Source organism: Streptomyces sp. NPDC002088, assembly GCF_040296605.1.
GTDB lineage: Bacteria > Actinomycetota > Actinomycetes > Streptomycetales > Streptomycetaceae > Streptomyces.
On the sequence record NZ_JBEOXO010000014.1, the window covers coordinates 150,322 to 165,972 of the forward strand.

Here is a 15,651-nt window from a genome sequence, read left to right on the forward strand (position 1 = left end):
ACCGCCCGAGCACCGGGAGCCCTCATGCCCACAACCACGAGCACCGCCGCCGAGGAGTTCGCCGACCTGCCGGACGCCCCCGTCATCCAGCGCCGTTGGGTGACCGTGGCCACCGGCGGCCACGTCGGCGGCGTCTTCTGGCACACGCACAAACCCGCCATCGTCCTGCTCCACGACGCCGGTTCCAGCGCCCGCGCCTGGGACGACGTCCTGCTGGCCCTGGACCGGCCCGCCGTCGCCCTGGACCTGCCCGGCCACGGCCGCTCCAGCAGGCGCGGCCGGGGCGACTACCGTCCCCGACGACTGGCCGCCACGCTGGAGGAGACCGTCCGCTCCTTCGCGCCGGGAGGCGTGCCTGTCGTAGGGGTCGGGTTCGGCGCGCTGGCCGCGATCGCCCTGAAGGCGAAGTTCCCGCACAGCGCCGGGCGCCTCGTCCTCGTCGACGCACTGCCCGGCACACTGTCACCGGGCCTGCGGCTGTGGCCCACGCCCAGCCCCGAGTTCACCACCCGCGACGCGGCGGCGGCCTGGCTGGAAGGGCGCGGTGCGACCGACGCCGCCCGCACGGCCGAACTGGAGACCGAGCAGGCGGCGGACGGTACCTGGTCCTGGCGCCACCACCTCGGCAGCCTGCCTGCCGACGCGCCCACCGCGCTCGATGACGAAACGCTCTGGGAGCAACTCGCCACCGTCCCCGCCCCGTTGCTCGTCCGCACCGAGGGCGGCCCGCTCGACGCGGTGTCCCTCGACCGCTTCCGAGCCCAGGCACCCGACGGCGACATCGTCACCGTCCACACGGATCCGCAGGCCCTCGCGGACGTCCTGCGCCCCCTGACCCACTGAACCCACGACCGAAGGAGCACCCGCCATGTCGGACGACATCCCCGTCATCGACCTCGCCGCCGCCCTCGCCGACGACGCCCCCGAAGACCTGCTGGGCACCGTGCGCCGCGCCGCCGAGACCATCGGCATCATCCAGGTCGTCAACCACGGCGTCCCCACCGAGGTGATCGCCGGGTTCAACGACGGCTTCGGCCGCGTCCTCGACCTGCCCCGGGAGCAGAAGGAGCAGCTGGCCAGCCCCACCGGACACCCCTACCGCGGCTGGCGGCAGTGGCCCGACGACTTCGGCCGCCTGGAACTCGAACGATTCAGCATCGCCCAGTACGACGACACGGACGCGGCCGAGGCCGCCGGGCTCTCCCCTGAGCACGCCACCCTCTACGCACACGCCAACGTGTGGCCGCCGCAGGAGCCCGGCCTGCGTACCGCGACCCACCGCTACCACGACGCGTTCGTGGACGTCGCGCGCCGCGTCCTCGGCCTGTACGCGCGCGTGCTGGACGTGCCCGCGGAGACCTTCCCGCTCGGCGACGACGCCTACACGACGCTGGTCGTCAACAACTACCCGAAGTGGCCGCACGAAGGCGCCTCGGACGAGGAGAAGCTCCTCCTCCTGGAACACGCCGACAGCTCCGTGATCACCGTGCTCCACCAGGAGGGCGACTACGCCGGGCTGCAGGGCCAGCGTCCCGACGGCACCTGGACCCCCGTACCGATCCGGCCGGACGCCCTGCAGGTGTTCACCGGCACCCTGCTGACCAACTGGACGGAAGGGCGGCTGCGCCCCGGACGGCACCGCGTGGTGGCCGGCGGCTCGGTCACGCGCCGTTCCTCCGCGGTGTTCGTCCACCCGAGCCTGGACACGGTCGTGGAACCGTTGCCGGCCTTCGCCGACCCGGACGGCTCCGACTTCGAACCGGTCTCGGTGTGGGAGCGGGCCAGCGGCAACGTCGAGGAGTACCTGCGGGTGTTCGGCCGCCCCGAGCAACTCGAGGCCTGGCGGGAGAACCGCCCCTACGTCGCCGAAGTCACCGCGTGAACCAGCCGAAGGAGAGCCGCTCATGACCACATTCCCCACCGCGCAAGCCGTGCGGACCACCCCCGAGGGGCTCCTGTGGGAGCCGAGCGAGCGCTGGGTACGCGGCCGCAAGGGTGAGGTGACGGTCGTCGACAGCCGCCACCCCGTCCTCGTCTGGGAGCCGGGTGTTCCCGTACCGCTGTACGCGTTCCCGCGTGCGGAGGTACGCGAGGAGCTCCTCCGTCCCGCGAAGAACCCACCGACCGGCACGCACACCGGCTCGCAGATCTTCTACGACGTCGAAGTCGACGGCGAGTCGCTGGAGAACGCCGCCTGGACCTACCCGGCCGACGACCTGGCCGGCCACATCGCCTTCGAGTGGTTCCGGCGCGTCGGGCGGGGCCTGGACCACTGGTACGAGGAGGAGGAAGAGATCTTCATCCACCCCCGTGACCCGCACAAGCGGGTGGACGCCCTCCCCAGCAGCCGTCACCTCGTGATCCAGATCGACGGCACGCTCGTCGCGGACACCCACCGGCCGGTCCTGCTCTTCGAGACCGGCCTGCCCACCCGCTACTACATCCCGCGCGAGGACGTCCGCCTCGACCTGCTCGAAGCCACCGACCATCACACCGGCTGCCCGTACAAGGGCACCGCCGAGTACTGGTCGTGGCGCGGTGAGGCCGACGTCCCGCCCAACCTCGTCTGGAGTTACCCGGACCCGCTGCCCGCGGTCGGCGCCATCCAGGGGCTCCTCGCCTTCTACAACGAGACGGTCGACATCACCCTCGACGGCGAACGGGTGGAGCGCCCCGTCACCCACTTCACCAGGACGCTCTCGGAGCAACAGCGCACATGACGTTCACAGCGACGCGCTCGAACCGCTGGAGGTCTTCCGGGACGGCCCGACCACCTCACGCACGGGCGCATCGGCTGGGCGGCTCGCTGTCTTCGCGGCCCCGGAGTAGTGACCGTCCCGGTCGACGGCCGGCTCAGCGCCCACGGCGGCATCCTGCCCCCGCCAACGGCCACGGACGACGGCGATGACGGGGGCCAGGAGACGCGCGTCCCGTCAGAGTCGTCCGCCGCGCTCCAGCGGGATCCTCTCGCCCGTCTCGATCGCGACCGGCAGCCGGTTCTCGGTCGGAGGAAGCGGGCAGGTGGCCAGATCCGTGTAGGCGCAGGGCAGGTTGGCGGCGCGGTTGAAGTCGATCGTCACCCTGCCCTCGGCGTCGGGGGCTGGGAGCTGGAGGGAGCGGTTCGCCGCGTAAGTGGTCACGCCGGAGGTCTTGTCGGTGAACAGCACCATGAGGGCGCCGGGCGTCCTGCCGTTGAAGGCGGTGAGCCGGTGCGGTGTGCCGTCCAGTTCGAACTCGACCTGGCCGGGGGAGTCGTAGACATGCTCCAGACCCTCGACGGCGGCACCGACGGTCACCGGGCGCGGGGAGTCGAAGGGCAGGAAGCGGCCGGAGAGGACCCAGCGCGGGTCGGGCTCGTAGGCCGGCGTGCCTGTGAAGGCCGTACGCAGCGGGTTGCCAGGGTGGCGGGGCCGCACGATGTCGTGCCCGCCGCGCTTGGCAACCTCGATCACCGCGTCGCCCCAGCCGATGTACACACTGCTGCGCTCGGCAAGGACACCGAAGTCGTGGCGGCCGTGGACCACTTGCTCGTCGACGGTGATCTCCTCGCCCTCGTCGAGTTCGACCACGACCCCGTCGGCGGTGCTCGACCAGGCTCCGGGCGCGTCCTCGAACCGGGTGGGCTCCTCGCTCAGCCAGCGGAGGCTGGTGATCGCGAGGAACCCGTGCGGGCCGGACAGCACCGCTTCCTTCTGCCGGTGCCACTCCTCCCACTCCTGCACGAAGCTCACCCGGTCGACGTCTTGGACGGTCATATCGGCTCCTTCTCGCAGCACTGGTCGTTCTTCGTGCAACCACCGGGCCTGCGCAGGTCATCCCGCCAGAGGGAACTCTTGACGCCGAGAGAATTGTCGATCTACGGTGAGCGCGAGCTACGAGTTCCGGTGATCAAGCCCTGGCTGGCCGGACGGCAACCCTCGACGCAGTGGGGTGCCCCAGGTGAAAGCTCGGCGGATTTCCCTGTTCTGCAAGTGCGTTTCCTTCGGCCCGAGGGCCGACGACACTCCCAGGAGGACGACGTGGCACGTGGCCTCGTGCTGTGCTCCCGACGTCATGTGGATCTGCTGCTGGTCTGCAGCTGTCTCTGTCAGAACTGACTGAGCCGTCGGCGGCAAACGCGCCGACGCTTCACCAACTCCCTTTTCCTGCGCCTTCACGCGACGACGCGCGCCGTCCGGCAGATACAGCCCGGCGCGGCTCCTTCGCGTACCCACCCATGCGGAAGCAGAGACCAGCCATGGCACAACACATCACGCCCAGACCGCTCCGATCCGGCCTCGGCGTCCTTTCCCTCAGCGCGGCGTTCCTCGTGGCCCTGACCGGCTGCACCAGCACCAAGGACGGCAGTGACGCGGCCCCCACCGAGGCGCTCACCATCGGCACGACGGACCAGGTGACCAGCCTGGACCCGGCAGGCGCCTGGGACGCGGGCTCCGGCACCATCGAGAGCGAGGTCTACTCGACCCTGCTCAGCGTGAAGAACGGCTCCACGGAGGCCTCCCCGGACCTGGCCACCGGGATCAGGCTGACCGGGCCCAAGGAGTACACGGTCACCCTCAAGAAGGGTCTGAAGTTCGCCAACGGGCATCAACTGACGTCCTCCGACGTCAAGTTCAGCTTCGACCGCACGCTGAAGATCGCCGACGAGAACGGCCCGTCGTCTCTGCTGTACAACCTTGCCTCGGTCGCCGCCCCGACGCCGACCACCGTCGTCTTCACCCTCAAGTCGGCCAACGACACGCTGTTCCCACAGGTGTTGTCCACGGCGGCCGGCTACGTCGTCGACGAGCAGGTCTACCCGGCGGACAAGATCCTCGACGACAAGTCGATCGTCGCGGGCAAGCCCTGGAACGGCCCTTACGGCGTTACCAGTTACGACAAGAACTCGCTGGTCTCCTTCACCGCCAACAGTGCCTACCAGGGCCAACAGGGCACCCCGAAGACCAAGAACGTCCAGCTCAAGTACTACACCACCGCCAGCAACCTGAAGCTCGACGTCCAGCAGGGCACCATCGACGCCGTCTACCGCACGCTCGCGACCGCCGACCTCGACGACCTGGCCAAGAAGAAGGGCGTCAAGGTCCACACCGGCTCCGGCAACGGCATCCGCTACATCGTCTTCGACTTCCAGACCCAGCCGTACGGCACCAAGACCAAGAACGCCGACAAGGCGAAGGCGCTGGCGGTCCGTCAGGCGGTCGCCGACTCCGTCGACCGGGCCCAACTCGCCCAGCAGGTCTACAAGAACAGCTACCAGCCGCTCTACAGCTCCGTGCCCGACGGCCTGACCGGAGCCGCGCCCTCCTTCAAGTCGCTCTACGGCGACAAGAAGGGCGGCCCCGACAAGGCGGCGGCCGCGGCGAGGCTGAAGGCGGCGAAGGTGAGCACCCCGGTCACCCTCAACCTGCAGTACAACAGCGACCACTACGGCTCGTCCTCGGCGGACGAGTACGCGCTGATCAAGACCCAGCTGGAGGCCACCGGCCTGTTCAAGGTGAACCTGCAGTCCACCGAGTGGACCCAGTACGGCAAGGACCGCATCAAGCACCTGTACCCGCTCTACCAACTCGGCTGGTACGCCGACTACCTCGACGCCGACAACTACCTCTCGCCCTTCTACTCGGCCAACAGCTGGGTCGCCAACGACTACTCCGACCCCGCCGTACGCGAGCTGATCAAGAAGGAGGAGACGGAGACCGACGCTGCCAAGCGGACCGAACTGCTGAAGCAGGCGCAGGACAAGGCCGCTGCGCAGGTGCCGCTGCTGCCGCTGCTCCAGGGGTCCACAGCGATCGTCACCCGTACCGACGTCAGCGGGGTGCCGGACGCGCTGACCAGCGCGTACACGTTCCGCTGGGCGGGGCTCTCGAAGAAGTGAGCGCCCTGCCCCAGGAGACGGCCCCCGGCGTCGTCGGCAGCCCCGCCGACGCCGCCGCCGGGCACGGACTCGCCCGCTACCTGGTGATCCGTTTCCTCCTCATCATCCCCACCGTGTTCATCCTGGTCAGCCTGGTCTTCTTCCTGATGCGCGCCACGGGCGACCCGATCAGCGCTGCCTTCGGCGACCGGCTCACCCCGGACCAGCTCCAGGCCAAGCTCCACCAGGCCGGCTACGACCGGCCGTTGCTCACCCAGTACCTGGACTACCTGAAGTCCCTGGCGACCGGCGACTTCGGTCACACCGTCACCGACAACCAGCCGGTGACGCACGTGCTGGGCACCTACGGCGCCGCCACCGCCGAACTCGCCTTCTACGCCCTGCTCGTGGCACTGCTCGTGGGCGTCCCGCTGGGCATGGTGGCAGCCTCCTACCGGGACCGCGCCCCCGACGCGGCCCTGCGGCTGTTCGCCGTCCTCACCTACGCCACCCCCGTCTTCTTCGTCGGCCTGTTGCTGAAGCTCGTCTTCGCGATCCAGCTCGGCTGGCTTCCCGCCTCCGGCCGGGCGAGTACCGACGTCCAGCTCTTCCTCCAGAACCAGACCAGCACGACGGGTCTCTACCTCGTCGACGCCCTGCGCAGCGGCAGTGGGGCGGCGGTCGCCGACGTCCTGAAGCACGCCGTACTGCCGGGCCTGGCGCTGGGGTTGCTCGTCGCGGGCATTCTCCTGCGCCTGGTCCGCACGAACCTGATCGGCACGCTGAACGCCGACTACGTCGAAGCCGCCCGCTCCCGCGGCGTAGCCCCCTTCCGCCTGGTCACCCGACATGCCACCCGACCCGCACTGATCCCCGTCGTCACTGTCCTCGGCCTCCAGGTCGCCGGGCTGCTCGGCGGAGCGGTGCTGACGGAGAAGACCTTCGAATGGAAGGGTCTCGGCTACGAACTCGCCTATTACCTGACGGTCCGTGATTTCCCCGCGGTCCAGGGCATCGTGGCCCTGTGCGCCGTCGTCGTGGCGGTGACGAACTTCCTCGTCGACGTCGTCGCGGCCCTGATCGACCCCCGAGTGAGGTACTGAGCCGTGGCGCAGGTTCTTCTACGACGGCTGCCGCTGCCCCTGCGGGCGAGTGCGGGCGTACAACGGGCCATGCTGGTTACCGGGGTGGTCCTGACGGGACTGTTCGTGCTCACCGCACTGGTCGGGCCGCTGGTCGCGCCGTACGACTACGCGCAACTCCACGACTCCGGCGGGCTGTTCGGCTCGCAGCAGCCGCCGGGCGCGGGGCATCCGCTGGGCACCACCATCGCGGGTTACGACGTGCTGTCCCGCACGGTGTGGGGCGCCCGCACCGCTCTGGAGATCATCCTCGCCGCGCTGCTGCTCTCGGTGGTCCCCGGCACGGTTCTCGGTCTGGCCTCCGGCTATCTCGGCGGCCGCCTGGACCGGCTCCTGGTGGGCGTGGCCGACGCGCTCTACGCGTTCCCGCCGCTGCTGCTCGCCATCGTCATGTCGATCGTGATCAGCGGCGGACAGTCGAGCCTGGTCGGCGGCCTCGGCGCGGCGGCCTGCGCGGTCGCCGTCTCCTTCGTGCCGCAGTACTTCCGTGTCGTACGGGCCGAGGTGATCCGCGTGAAGGCGGAGCCCTTCGTGGACGCGGCCCGGGTGATCGGCACCGGGACCTGGCGGATCATGTTCCGGCACGTGCTGCGCAACTCGGTGCGCACCCTCCCGCTGATCTTCACCATCAACGCCTCGGAGGCCATCCTCACCCTCGCCGGCCTCGGCTTCCTCGGCTTCGGCATCGAACCCAACTCGGCCGCCGAGTGGGGCTACGACCTCAACCGCTCGGTCGCGGACGTCACTTCGGGCCTGTGGTGGACGGCGATCCCGCCCGGCCTGGCCATCGTGCTCACCGTGCTCGGCACCACCCTGCTCGGCGAGAGCCTGACCGACCTGGCCGACCCGCGGCTGCGGCGGCGTGGCGCCTCGACCATTGCCCGTACGGACATCTCCGGCCCCGAAGGAGGCGCGCACGATGACTGACCTCCTGCGCATCGAGGACCTGCACGTCTCCTTCGCCACGGACACCGGAACCGTCCCGGCCGTGAAGGGAGTGAACCTGTCCGTCGCACCGGGAGAGGTGCTGGCCCTGGTGGGGGAGAGCGGCAGCGGCAAGACCGTGACCGCCAAGTCGGTCCTGGGCCTGCTGCCTGCCACCGCGACCGCCCGCGGCCGCGTCCTGCTCGGCGACGGCACCGCCGACCCGACCGAGAACATCCTCACCGCGCTTCCCCCGAGGCTCCGCGAACTGCGCGGCACCCACGCCGCGATGGTGTTCCAGGAGCCGTCCACCGCGCTGAACCCGGTCTTCACCATCGGCTGGCAGCTCACCGAGGGCCTGCGCGCCCACGGCCATGGCGGCAGCAAGGCCGAACGACGGGCCCTGGCCGTCGAATGGCTCGACAAGGTCGGCATCCCGGACCCGGCCACGCGCGTCGACCACTACCCGCACCAGCTCTCCGGCGGCCAGAAACAGCGCGCCGTCATCGCCATGGCCCTGGCCCTCGGCACCAGACTCATCGTGGCCGACGAGCCCACCACCGCCCTGGACGTCACCGTCCAAGCGGAGATACTGGAACTCCTGCACCACGTCCGCACCGATTTCGACACCGCTGTCCTGCTCATCACCCACAACATGGGCGTGGTCGCCGACCTCGCGGACCGGGTGGCGGTGATGAGTGAGGGCGAGATCGTGGAACAGGCCGCGGTGCGCGAGCTGTTCGCGGCGCCCTCGCATCCGTACACCCGCGATCTGCTGGCCGCCGTACCGGTCTTCGGCCAGGGCGACCGCACGCAGACGTCCGCGCCTCAGGACGAGCAGCCCGTCGTACGGGCCGCCGGTCTGGTGGTGAATTACCCCGGGCGGCTGGGGAGAAAGGGCTTCCGGGCGGTCGACGGCGTCAGCTTCGATATCCGGCTGGGGGAGGTGCTCGGGCTGGTGGGGGAGAGCGGCAGCGGTAAGACCACCATCGGCCGGGCCGTCGCCGGACTGACCGCCGCGACCGGCGGTCGACTCGAGGTGTTCGGCGAGCAGTTGACGGATCGACGCCGCACACGCGGCCGGGCCGGCCACATCGGCTACGTCTTCCAGGATCCCGCCGCCAGCTTCAACCCGCTGCTGACCATCGGCGACAGCATCGCGGAACCCCTGATCGTCCACCTGCGCGAACCAGGGGCGAAAGCCATCCAGGCCGAGGCCGAGGCGCTGCTGGAGTCCGTCCATCTGCCCCGCTCCTACGCCGACCGTTACCCCCACGAGCTCAGCGGCGGCCAGCGACAGCGAGCCGCCCTGGCCCGCGCACTCGCCCTGCGGCCCCCGCTGCTGATCGCCGACGAACCCACGTCGGCCCTCGACGTGTCCGTCCAGGCCAAGGTGCTCGACCTGTTCACCGAACTCCAGCGGGAACTGGGCTTCGCGGCGCTCTTCATCAGCCACGACCTCGCGGTGGTCGAGCAGGTCGCCGACCGTGTCGTGGTCCTGCACCGGGGCCGGATCGCCGCCTCGGGTTCCACGGCCCAGGTGCTGGGCGATCCGCAGGACGACTACACCCGGCGGCTGGTCGCAGCCCTGCCCGTCCCCGACCCGGTCCGGCAGGCCCGCCGCCAGGAACGAACCCTTGACGCCCTCGACGAAGGAGTGGCAAGCCCATGACCGACACCGTGGCGGACGTGGTCGAGGAAGTGCTCGGCAGCACGCCGGTCTTCGACGGCCACAACGACCTACCCGTCGCGCTGCGCGCCCGCTCCGGCAACAGCGTCGAGGGCCTCGCCGACGGCCGCCCGGACCTCCACACCGACCTACCCCGTTTGCGCGCCGGAGGGGTCGGCGCACAGTTCTGGTCGGTGTACGTCTCCTCGAAGCTGCCCGAGCCCGAGGCCGTGGTGGCGACCCTGGAGCAGATCGACGCCGTCTACCGGCTCGTCGCCCGTTACCCCGACACGCTGCGGATCGCCTACACCGCAACCGACGTCGAGCGTGCGGTTGCCGATGGGCGGATCGCCTCCCTGCTGGGCGTCGAGGGCGGCCACAGCCTCGCCGAATCCCCGGGCGTGCTGCGGTCGTACGCCAGGCTCGGCGTCCGCTATGTGACCCTCACTCACAACGACAACACCTCCTGGGCGGACTCGGCCACCGACAAGCCGCGCGTCGGCGGCCTCAACGACACCGGTCGTGCGATCGTCGCCGAACTCAACCGCACCGGCGTGCTCGTGGACCTCTCCCACGTCGCCGAGTCCACTCAACGGGCGGCGCTGGCCGCCTCCACCGCTCCGGTGCTCTTCAGCCACTCCTCCGTACGCGCCCTCAACGACCATCCGCGCAACGTCACCGACGGAGTCCTGGCGCTGCTGCGGGAGAACGGCGGCGTCATCCAGCTCACCTTCGTCCCGTACTTCATCTCCGCCGAGGTCGCCGAGTGGGCGCAGGGGCTCCAGGCCGAGCGTGAACGCCTCGGACTGCCGGAGAGGCCCTGGACCTGGCCGCGCGCACCCAGGCCGGGCGAGGATCCCGCCCAGGTCGCCGAGGAGCACGCGGCGGTATTCACCGCGCCTGTCGACGACCGGCTACGGCGCTGGACCGAGGCCCACCCGCGCCCCGAGGTGTCGGTGGCCCAGGTCGCCGATCACGTCGAACACGCCCGTGAGGTGGCCGGCGTGAACCACATCGGCCTCGGCGGCGACTACGACGGCGTCGACCACCAGCCCACCGGCCTCATGGACGTTTCGGGTTACCCGGCCCTGCTGCGTGAACTCGCCGGCCGCGGCTGGTCCCGTGCCGACCTGGAGGCGTTGACGGGCCGCAACGTGCTCCGCGTCCTGCGTGAGGCAGAACTGCGTGCGACCGAGCCGCTGTGGCCGACGGCCCCCCTGCGGTGAGCGCGCAGTGAAACGCGAACGCCGATGGGCCGACGTCATCGCCCGGTGGACGCCGGGACTCCTCGCGGTCGGATGCTGCTTGTGGGGGCTTCCGGCGTCCCGGGCCTTTGTCAGCGGTGAGGAGCCTGGGTGCACGCGAGAGCGGGACGCCGGCTGCCCCGGCCACCCGGAGTGCCCTGCCGCACACATACCGCTGACGGACGTGGAACGGCAACTCTGGTCCGCCCTGAACCCTTTCTCCTCGTACAGCCAACAGGAGGATGCGGGGCGCGGACGTCTTCGGCGGCGCACCGGTGGGGCCGGGTCGAGGAACTCGGCGTGAAGCGCGAGACGTTCAGCGCCAGGACTGACGGGTGATCAGCGGGTGGTGGCGCAACAGAGCGCGGCTGCGACACGTACCAGGTCGACGCAGCGGCGGCAGGTCAGCGACTGGCGCGGCATGCGGCGATGCAAGCATGGGTGACTCGGAGGCGTCAACGGACAGCCACCATCCGAGACGATCACTGGCGGGACCCCGAGCTGTAATGTGTCTACGCGAGCGCTCCATTGACACCTTCCACCCCACGTGCTTGCATCCCGCCATGCCGTCGCCGAAGCCTCTGACTCGCCGCCGCGCCGTGGACCTCGTCCGCGTGGCCGCCGCGCTGTGTCGGACGACCGGCTGATCACGCGCTTCCTGATCTCTCTGTCAACCGTCGTGCCAAACACGCCAGTTGTGTAGGTGGCGACCGCACCGACGGATGCTTGGGCCCGCACCGGCCCTTCTCGTGCAATTTTCGCCCCTCATGACGAGGACCCGCCATGCCTTCTCCCACCCCCGCCGGTCACCGCTACGAAACCGACTACGACCGCCGCAGACTGCGCCAGTGGCTCGCCGGTGAGGCGAGGGCCGACGGGGTCAGCCGCCGTCGGCTCCTCACCCTGCTCGCCGCCACCGCCGCCGGGACCGCACTGGGCGGCACGCGGCCCGCCCACGCCGCCGTCGGGACGATCGTCAAGCCCCTGCCGCCCGAGTGGTTCATCGAGCGCGGCACCAACGCCGAGACCCGCTGGGAGGCGCTGCGCGGAACCGGCCACCACACCCCCAACGAGCTGTTCTTCGTGCGCAACCACACCGCCACCCCTGTCCTGGAAGCCGACGACTGGCGGCTGCGGCTGTGGGGGAGCGGGCTGCGTGGCACCCCCGGCGAGGACCGGCCGGTGGAGTTCGGCTACGACGATCTGCGAGCCCTGCCGGCCGTCACCCGTACCGCCTTCGTCGAGTGCGCCGGAAACGGCCGCTCCTACTACACGACACAGCAGGGCGAGACGGTCACCGGAACCTCGTGGACCCTGGGAGCGATCGGCGTCGCACGCTGGCGCGGGGTGCGCCTGGCCGACGTGCTGCGCAGGGCCGGGCTGTCCCCGTACGCCGTGGACGTGCAGCCGCGCGGCCTGGACGCCGAGTACGTCAGCGGCGGCGAGAACCTGGGCCGGGTACGCCGTCCGCTGCCGCTGGCCAAGGCGCTGGACGACGTACTGCTCGCGTACGAGATGAACGGCGAGCCGCTTCCGTACGACCACGGCTATCCGGTGCGGGTGCTGGTGCCCTCCTGGGTGGGGATCGCTTCGATCAAGTGGGTCGGCGACATCGAGGTGTCCGCGCAGCCGCTCTACTCGCCCTGGAACACCACCTTCTACCGGCTGTTCGGCCCCTCCTACCCGGAGGGAGGCAGCGCGCCGCTCACCCGGCAGGCCACGAAGAGCGCGTTCGAGCTGGCGAGCGGGGCCACGTTCACGGCGGGGCAGAGGCACGTACTGCACGGACGGTCGTGGTCGGGTGCGGGCGCCGTCGCCCGGGTCGACGTCAGCACCGACGGCGGGGCGAACTGGCGGCCCGCCCGCCTGCACGACCGGCCCCGTGCCGGTACCTGGACCCGCTGGTCCCTAGGCTGGCAGCCCGACGCCCCCGGCGCCTCTCACCTGCTGGCCCGCGCCACGGACACGGCCGGCCGTGCGCAGCCGGACATCGCGGTGCCCAACACACAGGGCTACCTGTTCGACGCGGTGGTCCGGCATCCGGTGAGCGTGGTGTGACGGACAACCGGCACAGCCATATCTCAACGGCCGCCGTCACTCGACGAGTTCGCCCACGAGCGCGGCGACCTGCTCCACTTCGATCAGGAAGCCGTCGTGACCGTAGGGCGATTCGATCACCCGGAGGTGATCCACTGCGTTGATCCCGGCAGCCAGTTCCGCCTGCTGGGTGAGGGGATACAGGCGGTCCGAGCTCACTCCGGCGACCAGCGTTCTGGCGGTCACGCGGCGCAGGGCGGCGCGTGTACCGCCGCGACCGCGCCCGATGTCGTGCGTGTTCATGGCGTCCGCCAGCACGACATAGCTGCCCGCGTCGAAGCGGCGCACCAGCTTGGCGGCGTGGTGGTCGAGATAGGACTCGACCTGGTACCGACCGCCGTTCCAGGGGTCCTCCGTACCCTGGGGCGTACGACCGAAGCGGACCTGCAACTCCGGCTCGCTGCGGTAGGTGACGTGGGCGAGGCGGCGCGCCAGACCGAGTCCCGCGTGCGGACCCCGGCCCGTGACGTGGTAGTCGCCGCCGCGCCAGTGCGGGTCGCTGCGGATGGCGTGGAGCTGAATGCCTGCCCAGGCGATCTGCTCCGCGCTCGCCGCCGCCGTGGTGGCCAGCAACAGGAGCGCGCTCGTGCGGTCCGGATACGACACGGCCCACTCCACGGCGCGCATTCCGCCCATGGAGCCGCCGATCACCAGGGCCCAGCGGTCGATGCCGAGTGCGTCGGCCAGGCCGGCTTCCGCGGCGACCTGGTCGCGCTGTGTCAGAGCGGGGAAGGCGCCTCCCCAGTACCGTCCGTCGGGACGCGTCGAGGACGGTCCGGTACTGCCCTGACAGCCGCCCAGCACATTGGGAGCGACGACGAACCAGCGGTCCGTGTCCAAGGCCAGAGCAGGCCCGATGAGCCCGTCCCACCAGCCGGGGGTGGGGTGACCGGGTTCGGCCGGTCCGGCGACATGGCTGTCGCCGGTGAGCGCGTGGAGCACCAGTACGGCATTGGAACGGTCCGGTGCGAGCCGCCCCCAGGTCTCGAACGCCAGCCGCACGCCGGGCAGTTCACCTCCCGCCTCCAACGGCAGCGGTTTCTCCCGGACGTGCCATTGGCGGCGCCCCGGAGGGTCCCCCTCCCGCCAGGCCCCGGAGGCCGGCGGGAGGGGGACCTCGGAGGTCGTCGGTACGGTGTTCAGGACGCGCCCTTCGCCGCGCGGAAGCCTGCCTCCAGGTCGGCCTTGAGATCGGCGAGGTTCTCGATGCCGACCGACAGGCGCACCAGGCCGGGCGAGGTGCCGGTCGCCGCCAACTGCGCGTCGTCCAGCTGGCTGTGGGTGGTGGACGCCGGATGGATGATGAGACTGCGTACGTCGCCGATGTTGGCGAGATGGCTGAACAGCTCGACGGCATCGACGAACCGCTTGCCGGCCTCGACCCCGTCCCGCAGTTCGAAGGCCAGGATCGCGCCGGCGCCACGCGGCAGATAGCGCCGACCTGCCTCGTACCACCGGTTGGACTCGAGGCCCGGGTAGTGGACGGCGGCGACCTCGTCGCGCCCTTCCAGCCATTCGGCCAGGGCCTGGGCGTTGGCGGAGTGCCGTTCGATGCGCAGGCTGAGCGTCTCCACGCCTTGCAGCAGCAGGAAGGCCGAGTGCGGGGAGAGGGCGGGCCCGATGTCGCGGAGCAGCTGGACGCGCAGTTTGATGGCGAAGGCGCCCGGGCCGAGGGCGGGCCAGTACCGCAGGCCGTGGTAGCTGGGGTCCGGCTCGCTGAAGTCGGGGAAGCGTTCGGCGTGCGCGCCGAAGTCGAAGGTGCCGCCGTCCACGACGACGCCGGCGATGGTGGTGCCGTGGCCGCCGAGGAACTTGGTCGCGGAGTGGACGACGATGTCGGCGCCGTGCTCGATGGGCCGCAGCAGATACGGGGTCGGCACGGTGTTGTCCACGATCAGCGGGACACCCGCCTCGTGCGCGACGTCGGCCACCGCCCGTACGTCGAGCACGTTGCCGCGCGGATTGCCGAGTGTCTCGGCGAACAGGGCCTTCGTGTTCCGCCGGATCGCCGCTCGCCAGGCTTCGACGTCGTCCGGGTCGTCGACGAAGGACACCTCGATGCCGAACTTGGGCAGGGTGTGGCGGAACAGGTTGTACGTGCCGCCGTACAGGGACGTGCTGGAGACGATGTGGTCGCCCGCGCTCGCCAGCGTCAGGATGGCGAGGGTCTCCGCTGCCTGCCCGGAGGCCAGGGCCACTGCCGCGATCCCGCCTTCGAGCGCGGCGATCCGCTGCTCGAAGACGTCCTGGGTCGGGTTGTGGATACGGGTGTAGATGTTGCCCGGCTCGGCGAGCGAGAACAGGTCGGCGGCGTGCTGGGTGTCGCGGAAGACGAACGACGTCGTCTGGTAGATCGGCGTCGCCCGTGCGCCGGTCGTCGGGTCCGGTGCGGCGCCGGCGTGGATCTGCTTGGTCTCGAACGACCAGGCCGAGGTGTCGGGGCCGGCTGGCTCGTCCTCGGGGGTGTGGCCTGCGGTGACGGAGTCGATCGGCTGGCTCATGGTTCTCCCTTGTACGGGGCGTGCGGGGTGCCTGAAGGGACCGCGGTTGTGCTGTCCTCGACCGGAAGAGGGCAGGGCGAAGGACACCGCGGCGCGGTGGTGAAGAGGGGGATCGGATGCCGGAGCGGGGGCGTCAGCTCACGGCGGAACAACGCGTGGTGGTGACACGCACGTAGTCAACGTGGCGGCGGGTCACAAGCACGGTCATGAGGTCAGG

12 protein-coding genes and 1 riboswitch are annotated in these 15,651 nt (G+C 70.6%); of the genes, 9 read left to right on the plus strand and 3 right to left on the minus strand.

Annotated elements, in window-relative coordinates; all coding sequences use genetic code 11:
- The first annotated feature begins 24 nt into the window (after positions 1–24).
- From ABT114_RS28085 to ABT114_RS28095, 3 genes are read left to right on the plus strand one after another with little or no spacing between them, the layout of a single operon-like run.
- Positions 25–843, plus strand: a complete 819-nt coding sequence (locus tag ABT114_RS28085; RefSeq protein ID WP_351145661.1) for an alpha/beta fold hydrolase — start codon at positions 25–27, stop codon at positions 841–843.
- Between the two features lie 25 nt (positions 844–868).
- Positions 869–1,882 (plus strand): 2-oxoglutarate and iron-dependent oxygenase domain-containing protein, encoded by a 1,014-nt coding sequence (locus ABT114_RS28090; RefSeq protein WP_351145662.1) that lies wholly within the window; start codon positions 869–871, stop codon positions 1,880–1,882.
- A gap of 22 nt (positions 1,883–1,904) precedes the next feature.
- A complete protein-coding gene (locus ABT114_RS28095; RefSeq protein WP_351145663.1) occupies positions 1,905–2,720 on the plus strand; it encodes a DUF427 domain-containing protein in 816 nt (271 codons plus the stop codon).
- A gap of 213 nt (positions 2,721–2,933) precedes the next feature.
- Here ABT114_RS28095 and ABT114_RS28100 read toward each other — a convergent pair whose 3' ends face one another.
- On the minus strand, positions 2,934–3,755 hold the full coding sequence (locus ABT114_RS28100) for a DUF1684 domain-containing protein (protein WP_351145664.1): 822 nt from the start codon (positions 3,753–3,755) through the stop codon (positions 2,934–2,936).
- Between the two features lie 115 nt (positions 3,756–3,870).
- A riboswitch (SAM riboswitch) is annotated at positions 3,871–3,980 on the plus strand.
- A 257-nt stretch (positions 3,981–4,237) separates the two neighbouring features.
- Between ABT114_RS28100 and ABT114_RS28105 the strand changes: the two genes are divergently transcribed.
- From ABT114_RS28105 to ABT114_RS28130, 6 genes are all read left to right on the plus strand, one after another.
- Positions 4,238–5,878 carry an ABC transporter substrate-binding protein gene (locus ABT114_RS28105; RefSeq protein WP_351145665.1) on the plus strand — a complete coding sequence of 547 codons (1,641 nt, stop codon included), beginning with the start codon at positions 4,238–4,240 and terminating at the stop codon, positions 5,876–5,878.
- On the plus strand, positions 5,875–6,960 hold the full coding sequence (locus ABT114_RS28110; protein WP_351145666.1) for an ABC transporter permease: 1,086 nt from the start codon (positions 5,875–5,877) through the stop codon (positions 6,958–6,960). The genes ABT114_RS28105 and ABT114_RS28110 overlap by 4 nt, the downstream gene beginning before the upstream one ends.
- 3 nt (positions 6,961–6,963) lie before the next feature.
- The gene (locus ABT114_RS28115; protein WP_351145667.1) at positions 6,964–7,926 is read left to right on the plus strand and encodes an ABC transporter permease; all 963 of its coding nucleotides are present in this window, start codon (positions 6,964–6,966) and stop codon (positions 7,924–7,926) included.
- On the plus strand, positions 7,919–9,595 hold the full coding sequence (locus tag ABT114_RS28120; RefSeq protein ID WP_351145668.1) for a dipeptide ABC transporter ATP-binding protein: 1,677 nt from the start codon (positions 7,919–7,921) through the stop codon (positions 9,593–9,595). The genes ABT114_RS28115 and ABT114_RS28120 overlap by 8 nt, the downstream gene beginning before the upstream one ends.
- Positions 9,592–10,818, plus strand: a complete 1,227-nt coding sequence (locus ABT114_RS28125) for a dipeptidase (RefSeq protein ID WP_351145669.1) — start codon at positions 9,592–9,594, stop codon at positions 10,816–10,818. Before ABT114_RS28120 ends, ABT114_RS28125 begins: the two co-directional genes overlap by 4 nt.
- An 801-nt stretch (positions 10,819–11,619) precedes the next feature.
- Positions 11,620–12,894, plus strand: coding sequence for a sulfite oxidase (locus ABT114_RS28130; RefSeq protein WP_351145670.1), 1,275 nt, complete (start codon positions 11,620–11,622; stop codon positions 12,892–12,894).
- A 36-nt stretch (positions 12,895–12,930) separates the two neighbouring features.
- On the opposite strand, the gene metX is transcribed toward ABT114_RS28130, so the two are convergent.
- Both metX and ABT114_RS28140 read right to left on the minus strand, forming a co-directional pair.
- Entirely contained in the window at positions 12,931–14,076 is a 1,146-nt protein-coding gene (gene metX / locus ABT114_RS28135; protein WP_351145736.1) for a homoserine O-acetyltransferase MetX, read from the minus strand.
- The gene (locus ABT114_RS28140) at positions 14,073–15,434 is read right to left on the minus strand and encodes a bifunctional o-acetylhomoserine/o-acetylserine sulfhydrylase (RefSeq protein WP_351145671.1); all 1,362 of its coding nucleotides are present in this window, start codon (positions 15,432–15,434) and stop codon (positions 14,073–14,075) included. Before ABT114_RS28140 ends, metX begins: the two co-directional genes overlap by 4 nt.
- Positions 15,435–15,651: the final 217 nt, after the last annotated feature.